This is a genomic window from Listeria kieliensis (assembly GCF_003369925.1).
Classification (GTDB): Bacteria; Bacillota; Bacilli; order Lactobacillales; family Listeriaceae; genus Listeria; species Listeria kieliensis_A.
The window spans coordinates 816,126-832,069 of the sequence record NZ_LARY01000001.1 but is presented as its reverse complement, the minus strand read 5'-3'; the positions used below and the strand labels follow the sequence as shown (position 1 = coordinate 832,069).

The 15,944-nt window shown below is 40.8% G+C and carries 14 protein-coding genes and 1 riboswitch; of the genes, 3 read left to right on the top strand and 11 right to left on the bottom strand.

Going from position 1 to position 15,944, the window contains the following annotated elements; genetic code table 11:
* The first annotated feature begins 56 nt into the window (after nucleotides 1-56).
* On the top strand, nucleotides 57-1,046 hold the full coding sequence (locus UR08_RS04155; protein WP_115752389.1) for an ABC transporter ATP-binding protein: 990 nt from the start codon (nucleotides 57-59) through the stop codon (nucleotides 1,044-1,046).
* Nucleotides 1,043-2,560, top strand: a complete 1,518-nt coding sequence (locus UR08_RS04150) for an ABC transporter permease/substrate-binding protein (RefSeq protein ID WP_115752388.1) — start codon at nucleotides 1,043-1,045, stop codon at nucleotides 2,558-2,560. The genes UR08_RS04155 and UR08_RS04150 overlap by 4 nt, the downstream gene beginning before the upstream one ends.
* 40 nt (nucleotides 2,561-2,600) lie before the next feature.
* Here the strand turns inward: UR08_RS04150 and UR08_RS04145 are convergent, their stop codons facing one another.
* The 9 genes from UR08_RS04145 to UR08_RS04105 form a co-directional block, all read right to left on the bottom strand.
* Nucleotides 2,601-3,431: a hypothetical protein gene (locus UR08_RS04145; RefSeq protein WP_115752387.1), complete on the bottom strand. Its 831-nt coding sequence runs from the start codon at nucleotides 3,429-3,431 to the stop codon at nucleotides 2,601-2,603.
* A 118-nt stretch (nucleotides 3,432-3,549) separates the two neighbouring features.
* A complete protein-coding gene (locus tag UR08_RS04140) occupies nucleotides 3,550-4,878 on the bottom strand; it encodes an Nramp family divalent metal transporter (protein ID WP_115752386.1) in 1,329 nt (442 codons plus the stop codon).
* Between the two features lie 63 nt (nucleotides 4,879-4,941).
* Nucleotides 4,942-5,613: an ABC transporter permease gene (locus UR08_RS04135; RefSeq protein WP_115752385.1), complete on the bottom strand. Its 672-nt coding sequence runs from the start codon at nucleotides 5,611-5,613 to the stop codon at nucleotides 4,942-4,944.
* A 15-nt stretch (nucleotides 5,614-5,628) separates the two neighbouring features.
* Entirely contained in the window at nucleotides 5,629-6,555 is a 927-nt protein-coding gene (locus UR08_RS04130) for an osmoprotectant ABC transporter substrate-binding protein (RefSeq protein ID WP_115752384.1), read from the bottom strand.
* A gap of 12 nt (nucleotides 6,556-6,567) precedes the next feature.
* Complete coding sequence (locus UR08_RS04125) at nucleotides 6,568-7,221, bottom strand: ABC transporter permease (RefSeq protein WP_115752383.1); 654 nt, start codon at nucleotides 7,219-7,221, stop codon at nucleotides 6,568-6,570.
* Nucleotides 7,222-7,224: 3 nt separating this feature from the next.
* On the bottom strand, nucleotides 7,225-8,406 hold the full coding sequence (locus UR08_RS04120; protein WP_115752382.1) for a betaine/proline/choline family ABC transporter ATP-binding protein: 1,182 nt from the start codon (nucleotides 8,404-8,406) through the stop codon (nucleotides 7,225-7,227).
* Nucleotides 8,407-8,588: 182 nt separating this feature from the next.
* Nucleotides 8,589-10,853, bottom strand: coding sequence for an ATP-binding cassette domain-containing protein (locus UR08_RS04115; RefSeq protein ID WP_115752381.1), 2,265 nt, complete (start codon nucleotides 10,851-10,853; stop codon nucleotides 8,589-8,591).
* Between the two features lie 112 nt (nucleotides 10,854-10,965).
* Nucleotides 10,966-11,529 carry an energy-coupled thiamine transporter ThiT gene (gene thiT / locus UR08_RS04110; RefSeq protein ID WP_115752380.1) on the bottom strand — a complete coding sequence of 188 codons (564 nt, stop codon included), beginning with the start codon at nucleotides 11,527-11,529 and terminating at the stop codon, nucleotides 10,966-10,968.
* Nucleotides 11,530-11,602: 73 nt separating this feature from the next.
* Nucleotides 11,603-11,705: riboswitch (TPP riboswitch) on the bottom strand.
* Between the two features lie 59 nt (nucleotides 11,706-11,764).
* Nucleotides 11,765-12,145 (bottom strand): MmcQ/YjbR family DNA-binding protein, encoded by a 381-nt coding sequence (locus tag UR08_RS04105; RefSeq protein ID WP_240616022.1) that lies wholly within the window; start codon nucleotides 12,143-12,145, stop codon nucleotides 11,765-11,767.
* 104 nt (nucleotides 12,146-12,249) lie between these two features.
* Here UR08_RS04105 and UR08_RS04100 point away from each other — a divergent pair, with 104 nt between their 5' ends.
* Nucleotides 12,250-13,851: an ABC-F family ATP-binding cassette domain-containing protein gene (locus UR08_RS04100; protein WP_115752379.1), complete on the top strand. Its 1,602-nt coding sequence runs from the start codon at nucleotides 12,250-12,252 to the stop codon at nucleotides 13,849-13,851.
* Nucleotides 13,852-13,884: 33 nt separating this feature from the next.
* Here UR08_RS04100 and UR08_RS04095 read toward each other — a convergent pair whose 3' ends face one another.
* Complete coding sequence (locus tag UR08_RS04095; RefSeq protein WP_115752378.1) at nucleotides 13,885-14,544, bottom strand: DUF4352 domain-containing protein; 660 nt, start codon at nucleotides 14,542-14,544, stop codon at nucleotides 13,885-13,887.
* A 56-nt stretch (nucleotides 14,545-14,600) separates the two neighbouring features.
* The gene (locus UR08_RS04090) at nucleotides 14,601-15,929 is read right to left on the bottom strand and encodes a dihydrolipoyl dehydrogenase family protein (RefSeq protein ID WP_115752377.1); all 1,329 of its coding nucleotides are present in this window, start codon (nucleotides 15,927-15,929) and stop codon (nucleotides 14,601-14,603) included.
* Nucleotides 15,930-15,944: the final 15 nt, after the last annotated feature.

The following is a 15,944-nucleotide window of genomic DNA, read 5'->3' as shown; positions in this document are numbered from 1 at the left end:
TTATAGGGTATAAACAGAGATGATTGCTTTTAAAAAATAGAAACTGGGAGGATACTATGATTCGCTTTGAAAATGTGACAAAGAAATATGACAATGATTCCGTCGCTGTTGATCACCTCAACCTCAATATTGAAGACGGTGAATTTTTCGTTTTTATTGGGCCAAGCGGATGTGGCAAAACAACAACTTTAAAAATGATCAATCGTCTCATCCCACTCTCAACGGGGACCATCTATATCGATGAAAAACGCATTAGTGATTATGACATTCACGAATTGCGCTATGATATTGGCTATGTACTCCAGCAAATTGCTTTGTTCCCTCATATGACAATTGCTGAAAATATCGCGATTGTCCCTGAGCTAAAAAAGTGGGATAAGCAAAAAATCTATGACCGAACAACCGAATTACTGGAAATGGTTGGGCTTGATCCGGCTTTATACCGAGACCGGCTACCGAAAGAACTTTCTGGCGGCGAACAGCAACGTGTGGGTGTTGTTCGCGCGCTTGCAGCCGATCCAAGCATTATTTTAATGGATGAGCCCTTCAGTGCGTTAGACCCCATTTCTAGGCAAAAATTACAGCAAGATATTTCTGAACTGCAAAAGAAAATCAAAAAGACCATCGTTTTTGTCACGCACGACATGCAAGAAGCTTTGGCGCTCGGAGACCGAATTTGCCTCATGCAAGATGGAAAAATCGTCCAATGCGACACGCCAGAGAATATATTGAAAAATCCTGAAACTGACTTTGTTCGTAATTTTCTCGAGTCTGGCAATCTTTTACCTAAAACCCTATTTGACCATTCCATCACGATTTCTGAATTGCTAAACCGAAACTTCTTCACCCCAACAACTGCAGGAAACGCGAGTGAGGCGAGCCGACATTTAAAAACCACTGATCCACTCGAAGAACTTGTTACCGCGCTTGCAAATGCCAAAAGCGTCACGATCGAAGATGAAACCGGTATGAGCATCGCGACCATCAAGACGAAGGACTTACTTGCCTTCTTATCGAGCAACTTGAAAGAAGGTGTTCATTCATGAGTACATTCATCGAGACACTAACAGACCGAAAAGAGGACCTTCTTTCTGCTTTGATTGAGCACATTCAAATTTCATTCATCTCTCTTTTCATCGCTGTTTTAATTGCCTTGCCTCTTGGTATTTACTTAACACGCCACAAGCGGATCGCAGAACCCGTCATCCAAGTCGCAGCGATTTTCCAAACGATTCCATCACTGGCTTTGCTTGGCCTGCTAATTCCACTTGTCGGAATTGGAATCGTGCCAGCGATCATCGCACTCGTTGTCTATGCCCTACTTCCCATTTTGCGCAATACTTATACTGGAATTGATGAAGTGGATCCTGCACTAATTGAAGCTTCTCGAGCAATGGGAATGAACAAATGGAAACGACTGTATAAAATTCAGTTACCACTTGCCATGCCAGTCATCATGGCTGGGATTCGAACAGCAATGGTTCTTATCATCGGAACAGCAACGCTTGCCGCCTTGATCGGCGCAGGTGGACTTGGGGATTTGATTCTGCTTGGGATCGACCGAAATGACAACAGCTTGATTTTACTGGGCGCAATTCCTGCAGCCCTGCTTGCCATTTTGTTTGACTTTGTATTGCGTTTCTTCCAAAAAGCCTCCTTCAAAAGTACAGTCATCACGGTATCTGCGGCAATCTTGCTAACGGCGGCTCTACTAATCGTGCCACATTTTACAAGTGATAAAAAAGATATTACAATTGCAGGCAAACTAGGTGCAGAGCCTGAAATACTGATTAACATGTATAAACTACTTATTGAAGATGAAACCGATTTGAAAGTGGAATTGAAGCCAAGCATGGGGAAAACAAGCTTCCTCTTTAACGCGCTGAAATCTGGCGATATTGATATCTATCCAGAGTTTACTGGAACGGTTCTTGAAACATTCACAAAAGAACCTGCTAAATCCCATTCCGCTCACGAAGTTTATAAACAAGCCCGAACAGGTTTAGCTTCTAAATTTGATATGACACTTTTAAAACCAATGCAATATAATAATACTTATGCGATTGCCGTTTCCGAACGACTTGCGAAAGAATACGGGCCGGAAACGATTTCTGATCTTCGTCCGATTGATGAGCAAGTAAAGGTTGGCTTCACGGCCGAATTTGCAGACCGTGGGGATGGATACAAGGGACTACAAGAAAAATATGGGATCACATTTAATCATCTTGAAAAAATGGAACCTAAACTTCGCTATACAGCAATTAAGGCTGGCGACATTGATGTTTTAGATGCCTATTCAACAGATAGCGAACTCGAGCAATACCATTTGAAGGTACTAAAAGATGATCGTAAGCTCTTTCCTCCTTACCAAGGCGCTCCTTTGATGCTTACTAAAACCTTGCAAAAGTATCCAGAGTTAAAAGAACCGTTGAATAAATTAGCTGGAAAAATTACAGATGCGGAGATGCGTAAGATGAATTACCAAGTCAATGTAGATGGTAAATCCGCAGAAACAGTGGCTAAAAATTATCTAGTTCAACATAAATTGCTCAAAAAATAAAAAATAGCTGCTGAAACTGACTCGTTCCAGCGGCTATTTTTTAATTTCGGATTAATTTAATCATTTTTTCAAGTTTGGGTTTGTAGAAGCGACACAATGCTTCATATTCTTTGTTGAATTCCTGAGCACGCTTTGGAAGATCTTCATCATGATCGATTAGCAAGCCTTTTTCAAGCAGCGGTAGCAACGAAATAATTTGATCGAAAATAAGGCCAGCACTTGTGTCACTTAAAAGCGAAACAAGTTTCAACAATGCTTTTCGCTTTTCAGTTGGAAGTTGTTTTTGATGTTCATGAACCCACTTGGCAAGCTTTTGACGATTTTTTCTGGTTGCTTCTAGGTAAATCGTTTGTGCGTAAGCAGCACTCATAAACAAAATAGACAAATCTTCCGCAGATTTCCAGTCTTCTGGTTGAATTTGACCTTGCTCTTTGATTTTCTCATTTAGCAAACTAATATCTTCTTGATAAATATCCATTTTATGCTGTTGTTGTTTGTAAACTTCGAGTGCTAAACTGAGCTTATCAACAATTGGTTGCATATTTTCATCAAATAATTCACCGTCATTTAGAATAAGCTGCGTTTGTTCAATTCGTTCTGCTACCACACTGTCTCGTTCCTTCACAACGTCCGAACGCTTTGAAAGATACTCAAAATAAAAATTATAACGTTGTAATTTTAATACAACTTCTTCAGCAGTTTCCCTATTAGCGAGGCTCTTATCTTCATTCAACACAGTGATTCCAGAAATTTTCCCAAGTTTTGTATAGATCATGACATGAAAAGATTGATTGTGAGCTTCAATTGTATACGGCAAAAGATGTTCTTGCTCTAATAATCGTTTTTGCTGTTTTACTGCTTTGTCCTCCATCCTACTCCACACCTTTACTACGGTTATTCGCTAATTCAATTATAACGAATCTAGATAAAAAATTCGAGGGAAAAAATTAAAAATCTTTTCATTTGTTGTTTACATAATAAAATTATAGTTAAACAAAGGTGTGAATTAGTAAATAGATATTCAAAATTGCAATAAAAATGGCAACTAGCCAAGCAAGACCTTTCAGCCAAAAGCCGTTCACAAAAACGCCCATCTTTCGCTTATCACTTGTAAACATAACAAGTGGAATGACTGCAAATGAGAGCTGCATGGAAAGCACCACTTGACTCAAAATTAAAAGCTCATTGGTTCCCCTTGCGCCATAAAGTGCAGTCACGATCACTGCAGGAATAATAGCAAGAACTCTTGTGATGAGTCGTCTGATCCAAGGCTTCAGACGAATATTTAAAAAGCCTTCCATGACAATTTGGCCGGCGAGTGTACCTGTTAATGTTGAATTTTGTCCTGAGGCAAGTAACGCTACCGCGAAAATCACACTGGCAACCCCGCTTCCGAGAACCGAATTCAACAATTTGTAGGCATCTTCAATTCCAGCCACCTCAGTATGACCCGAATAATAAAAGGCAGACGCAGCTAGCACAAGGATCGCCGCATTGATAAATAGCGCTACTGTCAGTGAAAAAGTAGAATCAATAAAAGCAAATTTAATGGCTTCTTTTTTTCCCTTTAAGCTGCGTTCATATTGCCTTGTCTGGACAATCGAAGAATGTAAATACAGATTATGTGGCATAACCGTTGCCCCCAAAATTCCAAGCGCAATATAGAGCATCGTGGGGTTTGTTACGACTTCCTTTTGTGGGATAAACCCATACAGGACTTCTTTTATTTCTGGATGGCTCATGAATAACTCGACACCAAAGCAAACGAGGATCGTCACCATCAAGGTAATAACAATGACTTCAATATAGCGAAATCCCCGGTGTTGTAGGAGCAAGACAAGAAAAATATCAAGCGCAGTGATAATGACGCCGACAATAAGTGGTAATCCAAAAAGTAAATTTAAAGCAATCGCGCTCCCGATCACTTCCGCTAAATCTGTTGCGATAATTGCTAGCTCAGCAAGAACCCACAAAGCAAATGATGTTTTTTTAGAAAAACTATCTCGTGAGGCTTGTGCTAAATCACGGCCAGTTGCAATGCCAAGTTTAGCTGCCAACGACTGCAAGAGAATCGCCATTAAATTGGAAATTAAAATGACTGAAAGTAGCGTGTAGCCGAATTCGGAGCCTCCGGCGATGGATGTTGCCCAGTTTCCTGGATCAACATAACCTACGGCAATCAGAGCTCCTGGTCCCATAAAAGCAAGCAACTTGCGGAAAAACGAGGCATTCTGGGGGACTTTTATTGTATTATTGACCTCGCTCAGGCTTTCAGTTTCTTTTTCCTCTCGCCAAGCTTCCCGTTTATGCTTTACCACGTTGTTCCCTCCTTGCACTAATGGAAAGAACGGGCGAGAGTTTTCCCCTGCCCGCCCTTCATTTTATAGCGCTTCTGATAATTTTTTCTTTTTATTTTTCACTGGATTGATCGCTTTTTCCACCCAGCCGAGTAATAAATCGGTAATAATCGCCATTAGGGCAGTGGGAATCGCTCCTGCTAAGATAATAGCGGTCCCATTGGTTGCGTTCGTTCCGCGTACAATGATATCCCCAAGTCCTCCAGCACCAACGAATGTCCCAATCGCAGCAACGCCGATTGCAATAACTAGCGCATTTCGGATTCCTGCCATAATCACGGAAAGTGAAAGTGGCAGTTCCACCATGCGAAGCACTTGCCACTTCGTCATCCCCATTGCTTTCCCAGATTCTAATAGCGCGCTATCGACATTTTGAATGCCAGTATACGTATTTTTTAAAATTGGAAGTAACGAATATAGGAAAAGAGATAAGACGACCGTATTTGTCCCAAGTCCCAATACAAGCATTAAAACAGCAAGCATAGCAAGGGCAGGAATCGTTTGGATGACATTAGCAATTTGAATCACCCAATTCGCTAGCCGTTTTTTTCTTGCAATATAAATTCCAAGTGGAATCGCTACAATACTTGCAAAGAGTACGCCGTAAATACTCATCAGAAAGTGACGCCAAAACTCTTCCATGACATAGCTTCCATTGGTTGCGTAATAGTCGATCAATTGTTTCAGAGTTTCCACTGGTCCGTTCCCTCCTTATTTTTTATCCTCAAAGTAATTGTGCTTCTCCAAAAATTCTTTCGCAACGACAGAAGGTTCTTTTAGTTTCCCATCCGCTTCATAATTCAGTCGCTGCATCTCCTCAGTTGAAATTGTTCCGACCAATTTATTTAATGTCGTTTTTAATTCGGGATGCTCTTTTAAAATTTTATCTGTTGCAAGCGGTGAAGCATCATAAGGTGGGAAGAATTTTTTATCGTCTTTAAGCACTTTCAAGTTATAAGTTGGAATCCGGCCATCTGTTGAATAGCCAAGGGCCACATCCATTTGTTTATCTTTCAAGGCCGTATAAATCAAACCGATTTGCATAGGAAAGATTTTTTTGAATTCGATGTTGTAATCTTTCGAGAAGGCTTTATACCCGTCTCCTTTCCGTTCCATCCATGAGTTATCAACGCCTGCTGTGAGCTGATCTTGAACGGGTCGCATATCGCTTACTGTTTTTAAGTTATACTTTTTAGCGGTATCTGCTCGAACCATAAAGGCATAAGTATTCGCAAATCCATAGGAATCAAACCAAGTTTGATGAAACTTTTCTTCAAAACCTTTTTTAACCGCTACAAGCGCTTTTTTCGGATCTTTAATCGGTTCTTCACCAAGTGGCCCAACGAGATCTGTCCCCGTGTAACGTGTCGCTGTGATATCCACATCACCATTTACCATTGCCTGATGTTGCACGACGGATGAACCGAGATTATTAACGAGTTCTACTTTTAAGTCTGTATCATGTTCAATCATTTGTTTCACAATATTTGATACGATCTGAGATTCTGTTGTAGAAAGAGAGCCAACGCGAATCGTCCCTTCTGCTCCTCCACCAAGTCCAGGTAACGAACAGCCAGAAAGCAAGGTACCGAAGGATAACAGAATCACAGCAAACAAAGCGAGTGTTTTTTTCTTCATTCTATTTTCCTCCTATCCATTATTTCTTGCGTCACGAAGTGGTTTTGGTGTCATCGCATTTTCAAGTTTGCCTAAGAAAAATTCAACGATGAGGGCAAGGATGGTAACCGGGATTGCCCCGCCTAGAATCAAGTCTGGACGGTAAAGGTTCAGCCCGTTAAAAATAAAGTCTCCAAGACCTCCAGCGCCGATATAAGAAGCAAGTGTCGCCCAAGCAATGATATAAACGGTTGAAAGCCTGATTCCGGCCATAATGACAGAAATGGAGTTCGGGATTTCGACATTTGTGATGAGCTGCCAGTTCGTCATCCCCATTCCTTTTCCTGATTCAATTAAATTGGGGTCAACGCCTCTTACGCCAATAAAGGTATTACGCAAGATGGGAAGTAACGCGTAGATGAATAAAGCAATGATCGCCGGAAAAGTCCCGACACCCAGGATTGGAATAATAAAAGCCAAGATGGCAAGCGACGGAACCGTTTGCAAAACTCCAACTACACCAATGACAAAGTTAGCAATTTTAGGAGAGCGTGTGAGCGCAATTCCGAGTGGGACGGCTACAACAATTCCTAGAATAACTGCAGCTAGCGATATGTATAAGTGCTGCCAAGTTTGAACAAGCAAATTATGCCCGTTTTCTTGAAAAAAGTTTTGTAAAGCTTCCATTCGTTATTCGCCTCCTTCAGAAGTGGCGACAGTTTCTTTTTCGTTGTTTGAGTCCGTATCTTCTTGCTCTTCTCCCCAAATGGAATCGTACACCATATCAACTAAGCTTGCGCGTGTCACAATTCCAACGAGGCGTTTATCATCATCAACAACTGGCACATATTTATAGCCGCGTTTTAAAATCCGTTGAATCGTATCTCTCAGTAAAGCGTCTTCTTTTACATAGAAAACATCACGTTCAAGAATATCGACCACGGAAGTTGCGCGCTTGCGCTGTGAATCAATTTGTTCGACATCAATGTAACCTTTTAGAACTTGTTTTTCATCCACTACTAAAAGCGTATCCACTCGTTTTTGTTTCATGAGTTGAATCGCCGCTTGAAGAGATTTATCTGCGGTAATGGAAACTGGATTCGTGTTCATGATTTGTCGAACTTGAGTCACATCTGGTTGCGCTTCAATAAGCCGATCTTTTCCGATAAATTCTTCGACAAATGAATTTGCTGGATGCCGCAAAATTTCATCTGGCGTATCAAACTGAACGACTTTTCCTGCTTGCATGATCACGATGCGATCAGCAAGCTTAAGTGCTTCGTCCATATCGTGGGTAACGAAAATAATCGTTTTTCCAAGTTCTTGTTGCAAATTTTTAAATTCTTCTTGCAATGAATCCCGTGTGATCGGGTCAAGCGCACCAAAAGGTTCGTCCATTAAAATCAAGTTTTGTTCAGCTGCTAGCGCACGTAAAACGCCAATACGCTGTTGCTGTCCGCCACTTAATTCATAGGGATAACGATCGAGATACTCTTCTGGTAAATCCACCAGCTTGATTAACTCTTTCGCACGCTCTTGCTTTTTCTCGTCTGACCATTTTAATAGCTTAGGAACGAGCACAATGTTATCACGAATAGTCATGTGAGGCATCAAGCCAATTTGCTGAATCACATAGCCGATAGAACGTCTTAGTTTGACTGGATCTTCTTGTGAAATGTCCTTATCATCAATAAGTATTTTACCTTCTGTAGGATCGATTAATCGATTAATCATCTTCATGGTTGTTGTTTTTCCGCAGCCACTCGGACCGATAAAACAAATAAATTCGCCTTTATCGATATCTAAATTGAGATCATCAACTGCCTTTTTTCCACCTTTATAGGTTTTCGAAACGTGTTCAAATCGTAACACTTAAAGCACCTCCGTTAGTCATTTTTGATGAAACTCTATCTTGTTTTTTCCCTAGTTGCGTTGGCATAAAACATTTTCAAGGAAAAACTTATCAAATATTTGTTTTTTTATAAGTAATATTTATTAAACAAGTCCCCTTCTCAATCCTTCCAATCACTCAGTTTTCATCCATTTCTACCTTTTCATTCCTGCCGTAAAAATTTTTTCAAGTGGCTTGCTGTAAAAGAATTCGCTGCTTGGAGTAAATCCACTGGGTAGCCCTGAAACAAAACTTTGCCACCAAGGCTTCCTCCTCTTGGCCCCATATCTACAATCCAATCCGCTTGGCTAATGATCGATAAATTATGCTCCAAAACAATTAACGTTTTCCCTTCGTTTTTAAGTTTTTGGAGTAATTCAAGGAGGTGAAAAACATCTTTCTCGTGAAGCCCTGTGCTCGGTTCATCTAGTATAAATAAATCAAACTGCTTTTCCGTATCTTCAAGCAGCTTCGTTGCAATTTTGAGGCGCTGCATCTCACCACCAGAAAGAGTATCCAAACTTTGTCCCAGTTGAATGTAGTTTAAATTGGCATCACGAAGTGCCACTAAAGCTTGATGCACTTCCGGAATATCAATCATCAAAAGCGCTTCTTCTACTGTCAAACTTAAAAACTCATCCATATTTTTTCCTTGCCACTTAACACTCAGTGCCTCTTCGTTATACCGTTTCCCGTGGCATTTTTCACAACGTTCCGTCACATTTCCCATATAAGCAAGATCATATTTGATCACACCTTTTCCCTTACATTCAGGGCAGGCTCCTTTCCCGTTAAAACTAAACAAAGACGCACTTTTCCCAGAAATACTTGCAAATTTCTTTCTAAGCGAATCAAAAACGCCCAAATACGTGAGTAAATTGGACCGATTGCTTCCGCGAATACTCGATTGGTCAAAAACAACAGCCTCGGGATATTTCGCTGTAAATAATTTTCTTACCAGTGTACTTTTACCAGATCCCGCAAGCCCCGTCACCACAGTCATTCCAGTTTTAGGAAAGCTTGCCGACTCATTTTGAATGTTGAAAGCACTGACTCCTTCCAGTGTATAAAACTGTGTAAAAGGTGTCTTTTTCGCATTTAAAGTGGGTTTCTTCGCAAGCGCTTGAGCCGTTGTTGAATTTGAACTCATAAACTCGCTAAAATTTCCAGAAAAAGTGATTTCACCACCATTTTTCCCTGCGTCTGGTCCAACTTCAATGACCGTATCAGCAAGTGCAATGATGTCGGGATCGTGATCTACCAAAACTAGTGTATTTCCTTTTTGCTTGAGCCGTTTTAGAACTCTTCCAAGTCCTGCTAAATCCTCTGGGTGAAGTCCAACACTCGGTTCATCAAATATATAAAGCACATCAGATAGCGCACTATTTAAGTGCTTAGTCATCTTCAGACGCTGTGATTCTCCACCTGATAAACTTGCTGTTTTTCTATCAATGGTCAAATAGCCAAGTCCAACTGCGAGCATGCTCTTTAGTCGATTCCGTAAGTCTTTCAGCACAATCTCAGTCTGTTGATCTTGCATGCTGTTTATAAAAGCAAATAAGCTGTCTGCAGACATTTTGACGCAATCTCCAATTGAATAACCTGAAATTTTTGCTGAACGCACTGTTTCATTGACACGCGTTCCGTGGCAGTCTGGACACTCAACCGTATTGGTGATTCGCTTTAAATCCGTTTGATATTTTTTATCATTTTTTTCTAGTAAAGACTTTCGAATCCGTTCAAGGACACCCACATATTCCGCTGTTTTTGGAAATTGACTTGTTGGGTTTTCCGGTTTACTCCCTCCCTTATCATAAAGAAGTTTTTGTAGCTCTTGTTCCGAATAGTCCGCAATTTTCTTATCGTTATCAAAATAACCTGATTCCGTATAGCGAGTCAGACGCCATCCGCCAGGTTGAAAAGTTGGAAATTGAATAGCCCCTTCGTTTAGAGATTTGCTATAGTCGATGACAGCAGCTACATCGAAATCTGTGACTTCACCAATTCCTTGGCACCTTTTGCACATCCCTTGCGGATTATTAAATGAATAGACCATCGAGTAGCCAATAAATGGTTTTGCAAGCCTTGAAAAAAGCAAGCGTAGTCCCGTATAGATATCTGTCATCGTTCCCACCGTTGAACGTGCATTTCCACCCACTTTTTTTTGATCGATAACAATAGAAACTGGCAAGTTTTTAATTTGATCTACAACGGGCTCCTCATAATGTGGCAGAATCTGCTGAATATAACTTGAATAAGTTTCATTCAATAAACGCCGCGACTCAGCAGCCAAGGTGTCAAAAACAAGTGAAGACTTACCTGAACCTGAAAGACCAGTCACAACTGTGATTTTGCCTTTCGGAATATGTACAGAAATATTTTTCAAATTATTTGTTTTGGCGCCTAAAATTGAAATCTCTTCATGCATCGCTTTTCCTCCTCAGAAAACCCTTTTCATAACTCCTATTCTATGCCTTCTCGCTAGATTTTCAACTATTACGCAAAAAAAACGCCCCGAATTCCAGAGCGTTCTTTCGTCTTTAATTTTTAGGCAAAAACAGTTGCGGCTTGATTTGAAGAATAATCGAAACAACTGCTCCGGCAACAAGAATAGTCGCTGAACCACTTGCACCATTCATAACTAGTGAAAAAAGTTGCGCACTCCATCCTTTAAATGCATAGGCACCCCAGAAAATGACTCCTGCTACATAGTGCCAAAAGTAACGCGTGATGCCACCAATAAACATCGAACTCCACGCATAAGCTTGAGCTTGTTTCATATTTTTTTCTTTCAGGGCAGCACGTACTTTTTTAGCAAAAATCCCTGCAAAGGCAATAAAAACAAAAGCCAAGATATACTCAATTAATGCTTGATTCCACGTTAAAATGTAGGCTTTTCCTGTCAAAAAATGAAGTAACCCCCATAAAAGCCCAGAAAATCCAGCTGCGAAAAAGCCTCGGCGCAAAGCAATCACATACATCGGAATCATCCCAAGAGAAATCGAAAAGCTAGAGCCAAAATCCAGTGGGATAAAACTTAGGACCATTGCGATTGCCGCAAAAATAGCACATTCAATCAAAATTAGTAATCGTTTGCTTTCCATAAAAAATAAACTCCTCTCTTCTTTTTGGTCAAAAACGTACCCCAGAAGAAAGCAGTTTTCCGAATTAACAAGAAAAGTGCAATCGCCACAATCCCTACGCTCGTCTTAACGAACAGGTTCAAAGGGTCAGAGTCCTGAAGACTCAATCTCAGCTAGAAGCTCCCCCTGTGGTAACGTTTATGCAGTTTGAACATATTCATTATAAAGTGAATGAACCTGAAAGTAAACCTTTTTGCTAGAAACCACGAATTTCGGCTTGTTTCTTTTTGGAAAGTTTCGAGAAAACCAGCTGATAACTGTTCGCCAAAATGGCTTTTTCCAGTTCAAAATCTATTTGCTCTTCTTCCGTTACGACTACCGAAATCCAGTGTGTTTTATTGAGATGATAGCCTGGTATGATGGCTTGATACTCCTCACGAAGATGTTCTCCTTTTTCGGGTTCACACTTGGCACTCACGTATAGCCTGCCATCTTTATAGTGAATCAGTGCAAACATTTTCTCGTAAACACGCATCACATGAAAATGCTCTCCAAATGGAAAAGTTTCAACTGCGCCATCAAGTGTTAAACAAAAAGCCACACGCTTCGCTAAATCAAGTGGATCATTTTTCACCACCGGTTTCTCACCCTTTCATTTCCCTCATTTTAACATGAGAAAAACTTTATTTACAATTAAGAGCGTGTTATGATAGAGGTAATGTGCTTTTTAGGAGGAAAAAAATGTTAACTGTTAGTAATGTTGGACTACGCTATGGCGATAAAAAATTATTCGAAGATGTTTCCATCAAATTCACACCCGGCAACTGTTATGGTTTAATTGGAGCAAATGGAGCGGGTAAATCGACGTTTTTAAAAGTGCTCTCTGGAGAAGTAGATTCGCAGTCTGGAAGCGTTCATATTACACCCGGTGAACGACTTGCTGTTTTACAACAAGATCACTTCCAATATGATGATGAACTCGTTTTAAATACGGTCATCATGGGACACCAGAAGCTTTATGAAATTATGGCTGAGAAAAACGCCATCTATATGAAACCTGATTTTAGTGATGAAGATGGTATTCGTGCTGCAGAACTCGAAGGTGAATTTGGTGAACTTGGCGGCTGGGAAGCTGAAGCCGATGCAGCTGTATTACTAAACGGACTTGGTATTTCACAAGATTTGCATGATAAATATATGAAAGACTTAACCGGAAGTGAAAAAGTCAAGGTTTTACTCGCACAAGCTCTTTTTGGGAAACCAGATATTTTGCTTCTAGATGAGCCGACCAACCACTTAGACATTCGCGCGATTCACTGGCTTGAAGAATTTTTAATCAACTTTGAAAACACAGTCATTGTGGTTTCTCATGATCGTCACTTCTTAAATAAAGTTTGTACACATATTGCCGACCTTGATTTCAGCAAAATTCAGCTGTATGTTGGAAACTACGATTTCTGGTATGAATCGAGTCAGCTAGCGCAGCAAATGATGGGCGACCGCAACAAGAAAAAAGAAGAAAAAATTAAAGAATTGCAAGACTTTATTGCGCGGTTTAGTGCCAATGCTTCTAAATCGAAACAAGCGACAAGTCGGAAGAAAATGCTCGATAAAATTACACTTGAGGACATCCAACCTTCTAGCAGACGTTATCCATTCATTCAATTCAAGCCAGATCGTGAAGTTGGAAACGACTTACTAACCGTCGAAAATCTGACAAAAGAAATTGACGGTGTCAAAGTGCTCGACAATGTTAGTTTCACGATTAACCGCAATGATAAAGTGGCGCTTGTAGGGGATGATGAAGTGGCGAAAACCGCTCTTCTGCAAATTTTAGCTGGTGAAATGGAACCTGACGCAGGATCATTCCGCTGGGGTGTCACAACAAGTCAAAGCTACTTCCCGAAAGATAACTCGGAGTTTTTCGAAGACAACAACTTAAACCTTGTGGAATGGTTACGCCAGTTCTCTCCACAAGATGATTCTGAAGCTTTCTTACGCGGCTTCCTCGGTCGCATGCTCTTTAGTGGGGATGAAGTCCTTAAAAAAGTAAAGGTCTTATCTGGAGGCGAAAAAGTGCGTTGTATGCTTTCAAAAATGATGCTTTCTGGCTCCAACGTTCTTCTACTAGATGAACCGACCAACCACTTGGATTTAGAATCCATCACTGCTTTAAACAACGGCTTAGCAGCTTTTGATGGAGCAATGATCTTTTCAAGTCACGACCATCAACTCTTACAAAGTTTGGCGACGCGTGTCATCAACCTTTCAAAAGAAAACTTCTACAATAAAGAAATCAGTTATGACGGCTATCTAGCAGAAGTTCTAGATGTCGCAGAATAAAAGAAATCCGCTCAGACTTTGAGCGGATTTCTTTTATTTCGTTAATTTAATTGTTCCTGTTTCTGTTCCAACTGGATCAGACTCCGAGCCAAAATAGCTAAGCCAAGAAAGCGATACAGAATGAACGGAAGCAACTGATTTCAGTTTTTCCAGCGGAAATACTAGGGTACCTTCAATTGTTTTTCCAGGTTCCACAGTACTTGCATCAAATTCAGAAAGCAAGACATCTCCACCATCAACTTCCATTTTAGAAGCTTGCAGTGTCCCCTGATTCGGGTAAGTCGTAAGCTTCTCTTTCCCGTTATTTTTCACAGCCAATACAAGCGAAATACTTCCCGGCATTTCTTTTTGTTCCATCGTCGAATAAACCGGCTTTTTCTCCACTTTGACCGTTTTGACTGTCAATTCAATATTATTTTCATTTACTTTATGATTCACTTGATAAGTTTTCGCTTCTTTTTTCCCAGATTCACTTGTCGATTTTCCAGCTGAATAATTCAAAACTTCATTATTCACATCATCCAATTGTTTAAAGTGCAAAAATACGCCTACAATCGCAGCAATCATTAGTACCATCCCCGCACCAACTAAAATGGCCCCTACTTTTCTTTGCTTCGGGAAAAATAAAATGATCAGCCCAATCACAAACAGAATAAAGGCTAGGATGCCACCTAAAATAATCCATAGTAACATGTAAAATACTCCTTCTTCTTGCTAATAATTGGTTTAATCATACCATTTGTCAGAGGCTAGCGCAACGAAGGTAAATCCGATGCTGGAGACGGATAAGCAAAAATGAGTGAATCAAGCGCATCAAGTGTTAGTCCTGCTTTCATTAAAAGCACGATATAATTGATCATCACATCTGCTTCTTCACTAATAAAAGATGCTCCCACAATCTTCCCAGTTTCTTTTTCCGTTATAACTTTAGCATGACTGAGATACTCATTGGTTCTACGGTACGTATACCAGTTTTTCATATCAATTTCATTCACATGATAGCGATCCTTTTCTTGAAGCGCTTCTTTTGCCGTTAATCCGACCTGAGCCAGCTTAGGACTCGAGAACACAGCACTTGGAATCGCCGGATACTGAATCTCTTGTTTCTTGCCTAAAATATACGAAACCGCGAAATCCGCCTCAAAGCTGTCCACTGGCGTAAGTGGAAGACCTGGAGTAACCGAAACATCTCCTACTGCTAGAACGTGAGGAACGGCTTCAAGCGATTGATTAACAAGAATACCGCGGCGGTTCGACTGAATTCCTGCTTTTTCAAGATTTAGCCGCTCGATATTCGGCTTCCGACCCGCCGTCGCAAAAACTGCATCGACTTCAAGCGTCCAATTTTGAGCAGAAAGCAAAATCCCAGCATCTCGTTTTGCAAGCTGTTCCACATCCGTATCAAAGTGAAAATGAACGCCATCTGATTTGAGCGAACTCACAAGCATCGCCACGTGATCCTCATCAAACCCCTTTAGTGGCCGACTATTGTGATGAATCAAATGTACCTCACTTCCCGCCGCATGCGCAATCGCCGCAAACTCAAAGGCAATATAGCCACCTCCAACAAAAGCGATCCGTTTCGGAAGAGTCTCCAAATCCAAAAAATCATCACTCGTGAGAAAAATTTCTTTTCCTTCGATATCCGGAATATTTGGTCGTGCTCCTGTCGCGATAATAATGTCCTCAGCGGAAAGTGTATCTTCGCCAACTTGCAACTTATGAGCATCTAGAAAAGCGGCACTTCCTTTAAATGTTTCAATTTTTGCTTCTTGAAAACCTTCTAAGCGACTTTCTGGAACAGACTCAACAAAGCTTTTCTTGAAGTCTTGCAAATCTTTCCAATCAATCTCCGCGACTTGCTTGATTCCCTTGCCTCGTAACCGCTCCGAAAAATTATGTGCTTCCATCGCACCAGCTAATACCTTTTTAGGATCGCATCCACGAAGCACACAAGTGCCACCCCAATCTCGTTCTTCAATAATTGCCACTTTCTTTCCTGCTTCATTCAGTGCGTAAGCGGCGGAAGTCCCGCTCACACCACTTCCAATCACAATGGCATCAAACTTGTAATCCATATTGTTCATCCTCTC